The following is a 14,115-nucleotide window of genomic DNA, read 5'->3' as shown; positions in this document are numbered from 1 at the left end:
AACATTAAGTTTCATCTTGATAAAATGTAATGAATTTAGTAAACTTTTATAGGATACAGAAAGTGGGTGAAATAATGGCAACGTGGTTAGCAATATTATTAATCGTCGTGGCATTAATCGGTGGGCTTGCACTTGGATTCTTCCTTGCACGTAAATATATGATGGATTACTTGAAAAAGAATCCACCAATTAACGAAGAAATGTTACGTATGATGATGATGCAAATGGGTCAAAAACCATCTCAAAAGAAAATTAATCAAATGATGACAATGATGAATAAGAATATGGATCAAAAAATTAAATAATCTTATATTAATCATAAGTAAAAATAAAACGTATAACCGTGATATTTTTAAACGAGTCTCAGACGTACACAACAGTCTAAGGCTCGTTTCTTATTTTGTTTAAGTTTTCACTTATTGTTCAAATAAAGGTGTTTTAACTTAATTGTTATTTGATAAAATAGAATATGAGTGAGAGGGGGATCATTGTGGAAATCACAGTATTTGTAGCTTTTGGTGCAGGCATATTAAGTTTCGTATCTCCTTGCGTATTACCTATTTATCCAGCGTTTATTTCTTATATAACAGGCATGAGTTATGACGACATCAAAACTAAAGGACTTAGTCGTAATGCAATCCTACATACGATTATCTTTTTGCTTGGGTTTAGTGTTATATATATGATACTAGGAATGGGGATAGGATATATTTCTGGTATGCTGATTAATTATCAAACGTTAATCAGGCAATTAGGTGCCATTATTATTATTGTATTTGGTCTCATTATATTAGGTGTATTTCAACCACAATTTCTAATGAAAGACCGTAAAATAAATTTCAAGACGAAACCCACAGGTTATATAGGTACTTTTCTTATAGGTATGGCATTTGCTGCGGGATGGACACCTTGTAATGGTCCAATTATTGCAGCGATTGGTACGTTAGCTGCTACTAATTCATCACAAGCATTACTTTATATGTTGTTATATGTATTAGGATTCAGCATTCCATTTTTCGTACTGACATTCTTTATAACTAAATTACAAATTATTAAAAAGTACAATGTTGCTATCATGAAGTTTGGTGGTATAATTATGATAATTATGGGAATATTACTGTTCTTTGATTTATTAACGGAGATCACGATATTCTTCCAATCATTAGGTTTAAATTAAATATTATTGATATTTCGTACTTATAAGGGGTTTTAGATATGTATTTCCTTTTTTCATTTGTAATAGCAGCTTTAATGGGATTGGCAGTTATTGTTGTTAGAATGAAAGCACAAAATTATCCAACGAATGCTAAAAAGATCGTATTACCGCCATTTTTTATGGCTACAGGTGCATTGATGTATGTTGTACCGTACTTTAGATTAAATGGCAGTGAAATTATAGAAGCAATTTTAGTTGGTTTGTTCTTTTCTCTATTTCTTATCTTTACTTCTAACTTTGAAGTTAAAGGAACAGAAATTTATATGAAACGTTCTAAATTATTTCCGGTTATTTTAATATCGCTATTAATCATTAGATCAGTCGGTAAATTTTTCTTAAGTGATTCAATCGATCCAGGTCAATTAGCAGGTATGTTTTTCTTACTCGCATTTAGTATGATTGTACCTTGGAGAATAGCCATGTATGTAAAATATAAAAAATTAAAAGACCGTATGCCAATTGTAAATTAAAAAAACAACGCACATCTCAATTATTGAGTGTGCGTTGTTTTTGCATTTGAAATTTCTTCTCTATGATCAAATATAGAAAATTTATTCTTCTCATCATCAGCTAATTCGAACAATTTTAAATATGGTGTATAATCTATATTAAGTTCGGTTAGCTTTTTCTTCATGAATTTGTGATCTCTTTTTGGTGTTGCTACGATGTATCCTCTCATGATATGGTCAAGTTCGATTGTTGTGGCATGTTCTTCTAATGCAATTTTAGAGACACGTCCACCTATCTTTTCTTTCGCAACATCCCTAAATAATTCTGGAACAGGTGAAACGAGTTCGTTTAATAAACTACGTGCTTCATCATTCCATAATGGTAAAGCTTTATTAATGTAGTAGTCTTGCCAATCAAGTTCACTCATACCATTATCTTTAGGCATACGTTTTAAGAATTTACGAAACATAAAGAATCCACCGATTGCAAGTAACGAAATAAATACGATGCACCATAAAATAATAAAAAATATAAATGCGTTACTCAATGAAATCACTCCTTAGATTTAGTATAAATGAAGCATTTCAACCTGTCTAATAAATATTATAAAAGGAGCTTTAAAATGAAAATTTTACATACTGCTGATTGGCACATTGGTAAAACCATCAATGGTCAATCATTAATAGAAGATCAAAAGTTTATACTTTCAAAATTATTCGATGCAATTAAAGAACATCAACCAGATATTGTTGTCATTAGCGGTGATTTATACGACTTACACTATCCCAATAAAGAGTCGATGGTTGTTCTTGAAGATGCGCTTTCAACAATCAACTTAGAACTTAACACGCCAGTAATAGCTATAAGTGGAAATCATGATGGTAAAGAACGTTTAAACTATGGAGAGAGATGGTTCGAAAAAACAGGCTTAAAAATTATTACGGGATATGATCAGTTACTTGAACCTATTAAAGTGAATGATGTCAATATATACGTAATGCCTTACTTTACACCTGCTGATATTAGACATGTGTTTGAAGTAAAAGATATTCATACTCATCAGGAAGCGACTGAATTTATTGTTCATAAAATGAAAGAAGTTATAAAAGAAGATGAAACGAATATTTTAATAGGTCATTTATTCGTTGCTGGTGGTGAATCGACAGACTCTGAAAGACCATTATCTATCGGAACAATAGAGACAGTCAGTGCCGATACATTTGAAATATTCGATGCTGTATTATTAGGTCATTTACATCACCCGTTTGCGATAAAGTCCGATTACATATTTTATTCTGGAACACCAATGCAATATTCATTTTCAGAGGCTAATCAATCTAAAGGATATAGACTATTTGATTTTGGTTATAAATCATTTAAAGAGTCATTTATTCCAATAGAACCTAGAAGAGCATTTCAAGTGATACAAGCAAGTTATGAAGATGTCATACATGAAAAATTAGACATTAAACATCGTGAAGACTATTTTCACTTTAAATTGTCTGATATGGACCATGTGACAGATCCACTTATGAAGATAAGAAGTATATATCCTAATACACTTCAAATATCTAGGCAAGATTATGAAGTTGCAAATGATGAAATAGATGTGGATGTTCATACTTTGACGGATTTAGAAATTATTGAATCATTTTATGATCATGTAACGGGTGAAACGTTAGAAGGCATAAAAAAAGAAAAAATCATTGCATTGTTAGAAAATGATTTAAATAAGGGGGCACGAGAATAAGATGAGACCTTTATTATTAAAGATGCAATATTTTGGACCATTTATAAATGAGGAAGTTGATTTTACACATTTATCTAAATCACAATTATTTTTAATCTGTGGAAAAACGGGGTCAGGAAAGACGATGATCTTTGATGCGATGGTTTATGCTTTGTTTGGTAAGACATCGACAGAATCGCGTGAAGAAGTTGATTTGCGAAGCCATTTTGCTGATCCTAAGTTACCTACAAAAGTAGAATTTGAATTTGAAATTAAAAACGAGCAATATAGCGTCGTAAGAACTGTGAAATACATTAAAGAAGGTAATAAAAACCCAACGAATGCAACTGTTGAAGTATATAAAAAAATAAATGATAAGTGGTCATTAGAAACGAAAAGTATTAATACAAGCAATGATTATTTAAAAGCGTTATTACATATGAATGTTAAGCAGTTTAGACAAATATTGATTCTTCCACAAGGTGAATTCAAACAGTTTCTCGTTTCGAACAGCACAGATAAAAGAAGTATATTAAGAACACTATTCGATAGTAATCGTTTTGAGTCGTTACAAGAACAATTAGAACTAGAAATGAAGAAAGAAATCGCATTAATCGAAAGTCACTATCAAAAAATTACACAATATTTAAATGACATGCATGATTTTGATGACGAAGCGTTACAAGAACATAAACAAGTTGAAGGCTATCGTTATGAAGTGATTCAAGATGCATTAACGTCATATGAAGCGGTAGGACAAGAAAAGTTAAAAGAACTAACAAATTTGAAAGCTAAACAGCAGCAACAAGTTAGTGAAATTGAAAATGTCTTTGAACAGGAGAAAGCATTAAAAGGAAACTTTGAAACGTTACAAGTTAAAGAAGCAGAATTAAATCAGTTGAAAAGTGAAGAGAAAGAAATCAATGATTTAAAGAAACAAGTTAAATACTTAAAAAGTGTACAATCTTTAACATATCAATATCATCAACTTAAAGATAAAGAAACTAACCATACAAACGAATTAAAAAATGATGAAGTACTTCAAAAACAAATAAGTGATAATGCACAACAATTAGAATCAATTGTACAACAAATAAATGATCTGCATAAAGAACATAAACAAATCGAAGAATATAGAGCATTTGTTCAAAATACTAAACATATAAAAGTAAATATAGATAAATATATAGAAGCAGAACAAAACCTGGTAAAACATAAGGAGAAACAAAAAGCACTAAATAATGCAATTGAAGAAGACAAGAAGGAAACAGAGCAATTAAATAGTAAACTTGGACACATTACTTATGACGAAAAAGATGAGCAAAATCAATTAAAAGAACAAGAAACAATGAAGTTAACATTACAAGGTCTAGAAACAACACAAAAGCTGTATGCAGATAAACAAGCGTTGGAAGAGAAAATACAAGCATATAATCGTCAATTAGTAGAATATGAAAATGAAAAAACATCACTAGAACAACGTATTGATGCTGAAAAGGCGTTTGATATATTGAATGTGGAAGATGAAATATTAAAAATTCAAAAGCATGTTCATAAAGGTGAAGATTGTCCTATATGTGGATCAATCATAGAAACAATCAATGGCGATGTTGATTTTGAAAGCTTAAAACAAGAAAAAGCGAAACAATTAGAAGTTGAACAGCAGTTACAAGAAGTAAATCAACACATTACGACTTATAAAGAAAGAATTAATTTGACGAATGAACAATTAAACAAGTTAAGTAATGTATATGATGTACAAAAAGATATAGCATCATTAAACGAAAGTGTTGAACAAATTGTAAGTAAATTAAAAACTTATCAAGAGAATCGTCAGCATATTCAACGTCTAGAAAAAGAAATAAATGCTGTAGATAAACAGATAACAGAACACACATTACAATTAAATGATTTAAACCATAAAATATCTACATATGAAAATGATTTAGCGTACTTTAATAAAGAGACGGGGTATACTGAAGTATCATCATTTGTTGAACGAGTTAATACGTTAGAACAAACATTATCTAAGTTTGATCAAAGTATGAAAAAATTAAATGAACAACAAGAACAATATCAAAATGATAAGCAAACATTACAAATGCAACATGCTACGGTTAAAGAACGTTTATCTATGATTGAAGAACAAATTAAATCTACAAAAGACTATTTAAGTACTGAAATGAACAAACATGACATTTCTTTATATGCTCAGTTAGATGAGTTGTTATTACAAGTAGAGGATATTGATCGATTAGAAGAAAGTGTTCAGCAATATGACAAAAAGTATATAGAAGTTGAAGCGGTCGTTAAAGAACTTAGCAAAAAAGTAAGAGATCAAGAAATGCCTGATATTACTAATACGGAAGAACAATTAGTAAGTGCTAAAGATTCTCTAAACAATTTAACGAAACAATTGAATCAACTGCAATTAAAGGTTGAACAAAATGACCAAAAATCTAAAGCGATTCTTAACGTGATAGATAAGATTAATCAAGACCTTAAAGAACAAGAAGAAATGATTGATTTATCGAGAATTATGAATGGGAAGAATAGCCAGAAATTATCATTGGAGAATTATGTGCTGATTTATTATTTAAATCATATATTAGATAATGCAAATAGACATTTTCTTAAAATGACGAATAATCGCTATCAACTCGTGCGTAGAAAGGAAAAATCACAAGGGTTAAGTGGTTTGGAAATAGAAGTGTTTGATAGATTTTCAAATAGAACGAGACATATTACATCATTATCAGGTGGGGAAACATTCCAAGCTTCGTTGTCGCTAGCGATAGGATTGTCGAATGTTGTGCAGCAAGAAGCGGGTGCCATCCATCTAGAATCGATGTTTATTGATGAAGGCTTTGGTACATTAGATGCTGAAACTTTAGAAACTGCGCTCGATACACTCGTTAATATCCAAATGTCCGGTCGTTTAGTCGGTATTATTTCTCACGTATCTGAATTAAAGACAAGAATTCCAACCATATTAAATGTAAACAAGAATGGATTTTTAAGTACAACGGTATTTTCGAATAATTGAATGACACATCAAAGACATAAATAGATTAAATTACGTATTTAAGTTGAGATTTTTATTTGATATATTTTAACTAACAGAGTTATGGGAGTGTTAGGATGAAAAAGGGAATATTTCTAATATTGGTTGCAAGTATGATGATAATGAGTGCATGTAGTAATAATGCGATTGAACCAGACAGTCAATTTGGCAATAAAATGCAGTCATTCAATGTAACTGATCAAGATGGACATAAATTTTCACAAAAAGATATGAAAGGGAAAGTGTATATAGCTGACTTTATTTTTACGAATTGTGAAACAGTATGCCCACCAATGACATACAATATGAGTACTGTCATTGATCAACTTGAAAAAGATGGTGTTAAAAATTATGGGGTATTAAGTTTTAGTGTGGATCCAGCAAATGATACACCGAAAAAACTTAAAGATTACGTTAAACAATATAATGTACCAGATAATAAATGGACGCTATTGACGAATTACGATTTCAAATTTATTAAACAATACGCACAAGATAACTTTAAATCAATCGTTGCGCCACCACCTAAAGGTAGTACTCAAGTCACACATGGTACAAGTTTCTATTTAATAGATCAGAATGGAAAAATTATTAAATCATATAGCGGACAGGATGCTGGGGATAAGAAGTTCCCTAAATCTGAAATTGTAGCTGATGTTAAAACATTAGTAGAAGAAGGTCCAGTAGAAGATTAATAAACATTTAAAAAACCATCGATTATTGAACAATCAATAATCGATGGTTTTTTAAATATGTAAAACTTACTTTTCGCGTAAAGCGTCGCGGATTTCTGTAAGTAATACAGTTTGTTCGTCAACTTCTTCTTCTTCTTCGCCTTTTTTCATAATAGTATTTGCAATTTTAATGAATACAAATAGTGCGAATGCGACGATTAAGAAGTCAATGATAGATTGGATGAATAGACCGTACTTGATACCCATTAATGACCATTTTTCAGCGAAGTCTACTTCTCCAAAAATTAATCCAATAAGTGGCATTATGACGTTCTCAACTAAAGATGTAACAATTTTGTTAAAGGCAGCACCAATAACAACGGCGATTGCTAAATCTAAAACGTTACCTTGCAAAGCAAAGTCTTTAAATTCTTTTAATAATGACATATTAAACACCTCCTTATCGAATTTTATCATACATGAATATAGCATAAAAAGAAATAGTCAATTTGATTTTAGGTGTAATATTTGTTAAAGTGTTGAATGTTGCTGTTTTCATATAGCATTTATTTGAAAATATCACGAATAAAATTAGTTAAAACGGGAATACATAATTAAAAGTTTGTTATTTTGAAAGGAGTATGCAAATGTCAAATTCGCCAATTCAACCTAACGGCAGAAAATTATCAAATGTTTTTACAGCATCAGCAATTGTAATTGGTATTATCGTAGCAATAGGTGCGATTTTCCCTACAAAATTTGGTGATGTTACAAGTGATATCAGTAGTTGGATTTCTACATACTTTGGTTGGTACTACATGATTATCACAATAGGTATGGTGTTCTTCTGTGTGTTTATTATATTTAGTCCAATTGGTAAACTGAAATTGGGTAGACCACAGGATAAACCAGAGTTTAACACTGTATCATGGTTTGCAATGCTATTTAGTGCTGGTATGGGTATCGGTTTAGTATTCTACGGTGCTGCTGAGCCAATGTCACACTACTTATCACCACCAACAGCAAGTCCAGAAACAAAAGCAGCAATGACTGAATCTATGCGTTCAACTTTCTTACATTGGGGCTTCCATGCATGGGGCATTTATGGTGTAGTAGCTTTAGCACTTGCTTATGCACAATTTAGAAAAGGTGAACCAGGATTATTATCTAAAACTTTAAGACCTTTATTAGGTGATAAAGTGGATGGTCCTATTGGTACAATTATTGACGTGTTATCAGTATTCGCAACTGTTGTAGGGGTTGCCGTTTCATTAGGTATGGGTGCTTTACAGATCAATGGTGGATTAGAATATTTATTTGGTGTTCCAAATAACATTGTTGTTCAAGGTATTATCATCATTATCGTAACAATATTATTCCTTGCAAGTGCATGGAGTGGCTTAAGTAAAGGTATTCAATATTTAAGTAATACAAATTTAGTTTTAGCTTCATTATTATTAATTGTTACTTTAATCCTAGGACCTACAATTTTAATTTTAAACATGTTTACATCTTCAACAGGTGCATTATTCGATAGCTTTTTATTCAACAGTTTCGATGTAGCGCCATTAAGCGAACAAAAAAATACTTGGTTAAATTCTTGGACACTTTATTACTGGGGTTGGTGGATGAGTTGGAGTCCATTCGTAGGTATATTTATTGCCCGCGTTTCTAGAGGTCGTTCTATTCGTGAATTTATTCTAGGTGTTATGCTTGTACCAACAATCATTAGCTTTATTTGGTTCAGTGTATTTGGCGTAACAGGTATTGAAGTAGGTAAGAAAGCACCAGAAGTATTCAAAATGTCTACTGAAACGCAATTGTTTGGTGTGTTTAATGAAATGCCAATGGGTATCGCATTATCTATATTAGCTTTAGCGTTAGTATGTATATTCTTTGTAACTTCAGCTGACTCAGCTACTTTCGTACTTGGTATGCAAACAACTCATGGATCATTAAATCCATCAGGTATGGTAAAAGTAATTTGGGGTATCGCGCAATCATTAATCGCGTTTGTATTGTTATTATCAGGTGGAGATACTGGATTAAATGCACTACAATCAGCAGCAATTATTTCAGCATTCCCATTTAGTTTTATTATCATCTTGATGATAATTGCATTCTACAAAGATGCAAACCAAGAAAGAAAATATCTTGGATTATCGATTACACCGAATAAGCATCGTATGAAAGAATATGTAGAAAAATCTAAACGAGAATATGAACAAGAATTAAAAGAACAACGTCGTTTAGCAAGAGAAATGGAAGATTAATAAGTGATAGACTGAGACAAATTGATGTCTCAGTCTTTTTTTAAATTATAGTTGATAATCATTATCAATTAATAACTAAAAATTATGTATAATTAAAAATACATAAGAAAAACTTATAATATCCTATTATAAACTTGAATGATAAATATATTCATTTTTAAGCGCAATGTATTGTTTTACTAAAGTATTGATTATACAATTGTATATGAAGCATTAACTTGCACAATTTTAAAGGGGGAACTAATAATGAGCTCAAGTTTAAAAGAACAATCTAAAAAATCTTTTGAATTGAACGGCAAAACATACACGTTTTATAGCTTAAAAACATTAGACGAATTAGGTTTATCTAATGTTGATAAACTACCTTATTCTATTCGTGTATTATTAGAATCAGTATTAAGACAGTTTGATGGACGTGTCATTAAAGAAGAACATATTATGAATTTAGCAAAATGGGGTAAATCTAACGATGCTAATGCAGAAGTACCATTTAAACCATCACGTGTTATTCTACAAGACTTCACAGGTGTACCTGCAGTTGTAGACTTAGCTTCTTTACGTAAAGCTATGGATGATGTTGGTGGAGATGTATCTAAAATCAACCCTGAAGTACCAGTTGATTTAGTTATTGACCACTCTGTACAAGTAGATAGCTATGCATTACCAAATTCATTAGAAATGAATATGAAATTAGAATTCGAACGCAATATCGAGCGTTACCAATTCTTAAACTGGGCAACAAAATCGTTTGATAACTATCGTGCTGTACCACCAGCTACTGGTATTGTTCACCAAGTTAACTTGGAATACTTAGCAAGCGTTGTACACATTAGAGAAGAAGAAAATGAACTTGTAACTTACCCAGATACTTTAGTAGGTACTGACTCACATACAACAATGATTAACGGTATTGGAGTATTAGGTTGGGGTGTAGGTGGTATTGAAGCCGAAGCAGGTATGCTTGGACAACCTTCATACTTCCCAGTTCCTGAAGTTATCGGTGTTAAATTAACAAACGAATTACCACAAGGTACAACAGCTACTGACTTAGCTTTACGTGTAACTGAAGAGTTACGTAAAAAAGGTGTTGTAGGTAAATTTGTTGAATTCTTTGGTCCTGGTGTAGAAAAATTACCATTAGCAGACAGAGCAACAATTGCTAACATGGCGCCTGAATATGGTGCTACATGTGGTTTCTTCCCAGTAGATGATGAATCATTAAGTTACTTACGATTAACTGGACGTTCTGAAGAACAAGTTAATGTCGTAGAGAAATACTTAAAAGAAAACAATATGTTCTTCAATGCTGAAAATGTAGAACCAACATATACAGATGTTGTAGATCTAGATTTATCAACAGTTGAAGCATCATTATCTGGTCCTAAACGTCCACAAGATTTAATCAAATTAAGCGACATGAAAAAATCATTTGTTGATTCAGTGACTGCACCAGCAGGTAACCAAGGTCATGGTTTCGATAAATCAGAATTTGATAAATCTGTAGATATTGAATTACAAGATGGTACGAAGACTTCAATGAAGACTGGTGACATTGCAATAGCAGCCATTACTTCTTGTACAAACACTTCTAACCCATATGTAATGTTAGGTGCAGGTTTAGTAGCGAAAAAAGCAATCGAAAAAGGCTTAAAAGTACCAGATTACGTTAAGACTTCATTGGCACCTGGTTCAAAAGTTGTTACAGGTTATTTACGCGATGCTGGATTACAAGAGTATTTAGATGATCTTGGATTCAACTTAGTTGGTTATGGTTGTACAACTTGTATCGGTAACTCAGGTCCATTATTACCTGAAATTGAAAAAGCGATTGCTGAAGAAGATTTACTTGTTACTTCAGTATTATCTGGTAACCGTAACTTCGAAGGTCGTATTCATCCATTAGTTAAAGCTAACTACTTAGCATCACCACAATTAGTTGTTGCTTATGCATTAGCTGGTACTGTTGATATCGATTTACAAAACGATCCAATCGGTAAAGGATCTAATGGTGAAGATGTATACTTAAAAGACATCTGGCCATCAATTGAAGAAGTTAGAGACACTGTATTATCAGTTGTTACACCTGAATTATTTAGAGAAGAATACAAAACAGTATTTGAATCTAATGAAGTTTGGAATCAAATTGAAACGACAGATCAACCATTATATGACTTTGATCCAAGTTCAACATATATCCAAAACCCTACATTCTTCCAAGGTTTATCTAAAGAACCAAAAGATATTCAACCTTTAAGTGATTTAAGAGTAATGGGTAAATTTGGTGACTCAGTTACAACTGACCATATTTCTCCTGCAGGTGCAATCGGTAAAGATACACCAGCTGGTAAATACTTGCAAGACCATGATGTAGCAATTAGAGACTTTAACTCATACGGTTCTCGTCGTGGTAACCATGAAGTTATGATGAGAGGTACTTTTGCTAACATTCGTATTAAGAACCAATTAGCACCTGGAACTGAAGGTGGATTTACAACTTATTGGCCAACAGAAGAAGTAATGCCTATCTTTGATGCTTCAATGAAATATCAAGAAAATGGTATTGGTTTATGTGTGCTTGCTGGTAATGACTACGGTATGGGTTCTTCTCGTGACTGGGCAGCTAAAGGTACAAATCTTTTAGGTGTTAAAACAGTTATTGCTCAAAGTTATGAACGTATTCACCGTTCTAACCTTGTTATGATGGGTGTATTACCTTTACAATTTAAAAAAGGTGACTCAGCAGATAGCTTAGGCTTAACAGGTAGAGAAGCAATTTCAGTAGATATTCATGAAGGTGTTAAACCACGTGATATTCTTAAAGTAACAGCTACAAGCGAAGATGGTAAAGTTACTGAATTTGAAGCTTTAGCAAGATTCGACTCTGAAGTTGAAATTGACTACTACAGACACGGTGGTATACTACAAATGGTATTAAGAAATAAATTAGCACAATAATATAAAGCTAATTCATATAAGAGCAGTAGATATTCTTTGTAAATTGAATGTCTACTGCTTTTTATATAAACATTAAATATATGTATATAAAAGAATATAATCACAGGCGTAATTATATTTATGTTATGATTAGGTTAAGGAATTTAGAAAGAGGGATTGAATCATGATTTATAGTGAAACACCAATAGATGTTAGATATGCAGAGACGGATAAAATGGGCGTTGTTTATCATGCAAATTATGCCATTTGGTTTGAAGTAGCAAGAACAGACTACATTTATAAAGCAGGATTTAGTTACGCAGATATGGAAAATGCAGGTATTATTTCTCCTGTTGTTGATTTGAATATTACTTATAAAAAGTCTATAACATATCCAGAAAAAGTTATCATTAAAACGTGGATTTCTCATTATTCACCAATAAGATCAATTTATTCTTACGAGATATTAAATGAACAAAGAGAAGTTGTGTCAACAGGATCTACAACACATGTATGCTTGAAAAAAGGTTCAAACAGACCAATTAGACTAGATAAAAGTTTCCCTGAATGGCATAATGCATATTTAAAAATTCACGAAGAAACTGAACAAGGTGTAGACCGTAAACTATAATAAATAAGCAGATGTGTTTCGCTAAATACACGAAATACATCTGCTTTTATAGTTTATCTTGAAGCTTTGACTTCATATTTAATTTCTCCATTGTCATTTAAATCAATTACTAAGTCATTATCATCGAAGTACCATAAATCTTTTTCATCAATAAAAAATGGAATATCGTTTTTCACGTCTTTAAAACCAACTTCAGAAGAACTTAATTCTTCTACAGTAAATGCGGGTGAGAAGCCTTGTTTTAACTGAAATTCACCGCCATAACGAACGAAAAATCGTAAGGCTTGATCATCATTGAATTCTAATTCGTCTTTAAACCATTCGATAGCTTTTTCAGTAATTTCTAAATTCATAGTGCATTCTCCTTTACATCCATTTGATTTTTGGTTCTTGTCCTTTGAATATTCTTATAATATTTGATTGGTGTCTGACGAGTAGTATAACCAATATTGCAATAGATACGATTAAGAATGGTATATCACCAATGATAATAGCACCTATAAAACAACTTATACCCGCTACAATACTAGATAATGATACATATTTAGTTAAATATAGAATTACAAAGAATATAATAGCTAGTATAATTAATAGTATCGGATGTACACCTAGAACTGCACCTGCACTTGTTGCAACGGCTTTTCCACCTTTGAATTTTAAAAATATTGGAAATACATGTCCGACTACCGCACAAATACCTACAAATATGCTAGGAATATCTACATTAAACCATATTGGGAAGAAAACTACAATAAAACCTTTGAAGATGTCTAAAAACATCACGATAAATCCAGCTTTTTTTCCTAATACTCTAAATGTATTTGTAGCACCCAGGTTGCCACTTCCAAATTGTCGAATATCTTTTTTATAAAATAACTTACCTAACACAAGGCCACTTGGGAAACATCCAACTAAGTAGCTAAGTATAATAACAACAAATGTCATTATTGAAACACTCCTTTGATAGCAGGTACTAATAGTTTACCATAACTGTATATCGGTTACTATTTAAAAATATGATATTGTCATTACAATGTAAAGGGAAATTGTACCACAATTAGGGATAGGACTTGCATTTTCTAGGGATTTATAACAAAATAACTATTGTAAAGTAAAAGAAACGAACGTACGTTTGTAGGAGGAG

At 31.6% G+C, this 14,115-nt stretch carries 13 protein-coding genes; 9 read left to right on the top strand and 4 right to left on the bottom strand.

Going from position 1 to position 14,115, the window contains the following annotated elements:
• The first annotated feature begins 74 nt into the window (after positions 1-74).
• From ACJTHF_RS07300 to ACJTHF_RS07290, 3 genes are all read left to right on the top strand, one after another.
• A complete protein-coding gene (locus ACJTHF_RS07300) occupies positions 75-305 on the top strand; it encodes a YneF family protein (protein ID WP_025905903.1) in 231 nt (76 codons plus the stop codon).
• Between the two features lie 185 nt (positions 306-490).
• Positions 491-1,177 (top strand): cytochrome c biogenesis CcdA family protein, encoded by a 687-nt coding sequence (locus ACJTHF_RS07295; protein WP_078104443.1) that lies wholly within the window; start codon positions 491-493, stop codon positions 1,175-1,177.
• 38 nt (positions 1,178-1,215) lie between these two features.
• Positions 1,216-1,686 (top strand): CcdC family protein, encoded by a 471-nt coding sequence (locus ACJTHF_RS07290; RefSeq protein WP_037587925.1) that lies wholly within the window; start codon positions 1,216-1,218, stop codon positions 1,684-1,686.
• Positions 1,687-1,706: 20 nt separating this feature from the next.
• On the opposite strand, the gene ACJTHF_RS07285 is transcribed toward ACJTHF_RS07290, so the two are convergent.
• Positions 1,707-2,213, bottom strand: a complete 507-nt coding sequence (locus tag ACJTHF_RS07285; RefSeq protein ID WP_025905909.1) for a DUF2621 family protein — start codon at positions 2,211-2,213, stop codon at positions 1,707-1,709.
• A gap of 75 nt (positions 2,214-2,288) precedes the next feature.
• Between ACJTHF_RS07285 and sbcD the strand changes: the two genes are divergently transcribed.
• The 3 genes from sbcD to ACJTHF_RS07270 all read left to right on the top strand — a co-directional run bounded on the left by sbcD (position 2,289) and on the right by ACJTHF_RS07270 (position 7,154).
• Entirely contained in the window at positions 2,289-3,416 is a 1,128-nt protein-coding gene (gene sbcD, locus ACJTHF_RS07280) for an exonuclease subunit SbcD (protein ID WP_078355752.1), read from the top strand.
• 1 nt (position 3,417) lies between these two features.
• Positions 3,418-6,441, top strand: a complete 3,024-nt coding sequence (gene sbcC, locus ACJTHF_RS07275; RefSeq protein WP_084754671.1) for an exonuclease subunit SbcC — start codon at positions 3,418-3,420, stop codon at positions 6,439-6,441.
• Between the two features lie 95 nt (positions 6,442-6,536).
• Positions 6,537-7,154, top strand: a complete 618-nt coding sequence (locus ACJTHF_RS07270) for an SCO family protein (RefSeq protein ID WP_048543136.1) — start codon at positions 6,537-6,539, stop codon at positions 7,152-7,154.
• 66 nt (positions 7,155-7,220) lie between these two features.
• On the opposite strand, the gene mscL is transcribed toward ACJTHF_RS07270, so the two are convergent.
• Positions 7,221-7,580, bottom strand: coding sequence for a large conductance mechanosensitive channel protein MscL (gene mscL / locus ACJTHF_RS07265; protein ID WP_048543134.1), 360 nt, complete (start codon positions 7,578-7,580; stop codon positions 7,221-7,223).
• 200 nt (positions 7,581-7,780) lie between these two features.
• Here mscL and ACJTHF_RS07260 point away from each other — a divergent pair, with 200 nt between their 5' ends.
• The 3 genes from ACJTHF_RS07260 to menI all read left to right on the top strand — a co-directional run bounded on the left by ACJTHF_RS07260 (position 7,781) and on the right by menI (position 12,971).
• Complete coding sequence (locus ACJTHF_RS07260) at positions 7,781-9,406, top strand: glycine betaine uptake BCCT transporter (RefSeq protein WP_048543133.1); 1,626 nt, start codon at positions 7,781-7,783, stop codon at positions 9,404-9,406.
• A gap of 246 nt (positions 9,407-9,652) precedes the next feature.
• Positions 9,653-12,361 carry an aconitate hydratase AcnA gene (gene acnA, locus ACJTHF_RS07255; protein ID WP_048543131.1) on the top strand — a complete coding sequence of 903 codons (2,709 nt, stop codon included), beginning with the start codon at positions 9,653-9,655 and terminating at the stop codon, positions 12,359-12,361.
• A gap of 163 nt (positions 12,362-12,524) precedes the next feature.
• Positions 12,525-12,971, top strand: coding sequence for a 1,4-dihydroxy-2-naphthoyl-CoA hydrolase MenI (menI, locus tag ACJTHF_RS07250; protein WP_058591322.1), 447 nt, complete (start codon positions 12,525-12,527; stop codon positions 12,969-12,971).
• Positions 12,972-13,024: 53 nt separating this feature from the next.
• On the opposite strand, the gene ACJTHF_RS07245 is transcribed toward menI, so the two are convergent.
• Both ACJTHF_RS07245 and plsY read right to left on the bottom strand, forming a co-directional pair.
• On the bottom strand, positions 13,025-13,324 hold the full coding sequence (locus tag ACJTHF_RS07245; RefSeq protein WP_048543125.1) for a HesB/YadR/YfhF family protein: 300 nt from the start codon (positions 13,322-13,324) through the stop codon (positions 13,025-13,027).
• 13 nt (positions 13,325-13,337) lie between these two features.
• Positions 13,338-13,919: a glycerol-3-phosphate 1-O-acyltransferase PlsY gene (gene plsY, locus ACJTHF_RS07240; protein WP_048543123.1), complete on the bottom strand. Its 582-nt coding sequence runs from the start codon at positions 13,917-13,919 to the stop codon at positions 13,338-13,340.
• Between the last annotated feature and the right edge of the window lie 196 nt (positions 13,920-14,115).

The organism is Mammaliicoccus sp. RAM2, from assembly GCF_045897195.1.
In the GTDB taxonomy this organism is placed as follows: domain Bacteria; phylum Bacillota; class Bacilli; order Staphylococcales; family Staphylococcaceae; genus Mammaliicoccus; species Mammaliicoccus sciuri.
This window is presented reverse-complemented; position numbering and strand designations above follow the sequence as displayed.

What these genes read in the sequence shown, in the direction of transcription:
- ACJTHF_RS07300 (WP_025905903.1), top strand. Translation starts at nt 75, where the DNA reads ATGGCAACGTGGTTAGCAATATTATTAATCGTCGTGGCATTAATCGGT.
- ACJTHF_RS07290 (WP_037587925.1), top strand. Translation starts at nt 1,216, where the DNA reads ATGTATTTCCTTTTTTCATTTGTAATAGCAGCTTTAATGGGATTGGCA.
- sbcD (WP_078355752.1), top strand. Translation starts at nt 2,289, where the DNA reads ATGAAAATTTTACATACTGCTGATTGGCACATTGGTAAAACCATCAAT.
- sbcC (WP_084754671.1), top strand. Translation starts at nt 3,418, where the DNA reads ATGAGACCTTTATTATTAAAGATGCAATATTTTGGACCATTTATAAAT.
- ACJTHF_RS07270 (WP_048543136.1), top strand. Translation starts at nt 6,537, where the DNA reads ATGAAAAAGGGAATATTTCTAATATTGGTTGCAAGTATGATGATAATG.
- mscL (WP_048543134.1), bottom strand. Translation starts at nt 7,580, where the DNA reads ATGTCATTATTAAAAGAATTTAAAGACTTTGCTTTGCAAGGTAACGTT.
- ACJTHF_RS07260 (WP_048543133.1), top strand. Translation starts at nt 7,781, where the DNA reads ATGTCAAATTCGCCAATTCAACCTAACGGCAGAAAATTATCAAATGTT.
- acnA (WP_048543131.1), top strand. Translation starts at nt 9,653, where the DNA reads ATGAGCTCAAGTTTAAAAGAACAATCTAAAAAATCTTTTGAATTGAAC.
- menI (WP_058591322.1), top strand. Translation starts at nt 12,525, where the DNA reads ATGATTTATAGTGAAACACCAATAGATGTTAGATATGCAGAGACGGAT.
- ACJTHF_RS07245 (WP_048543125.1), bottom strand. Translation starts at nt 13,324, where the DNA reads ATGAATTTAGAAATTACTGAAAAAGCTATCGAATGGTTTAAAGACGAA.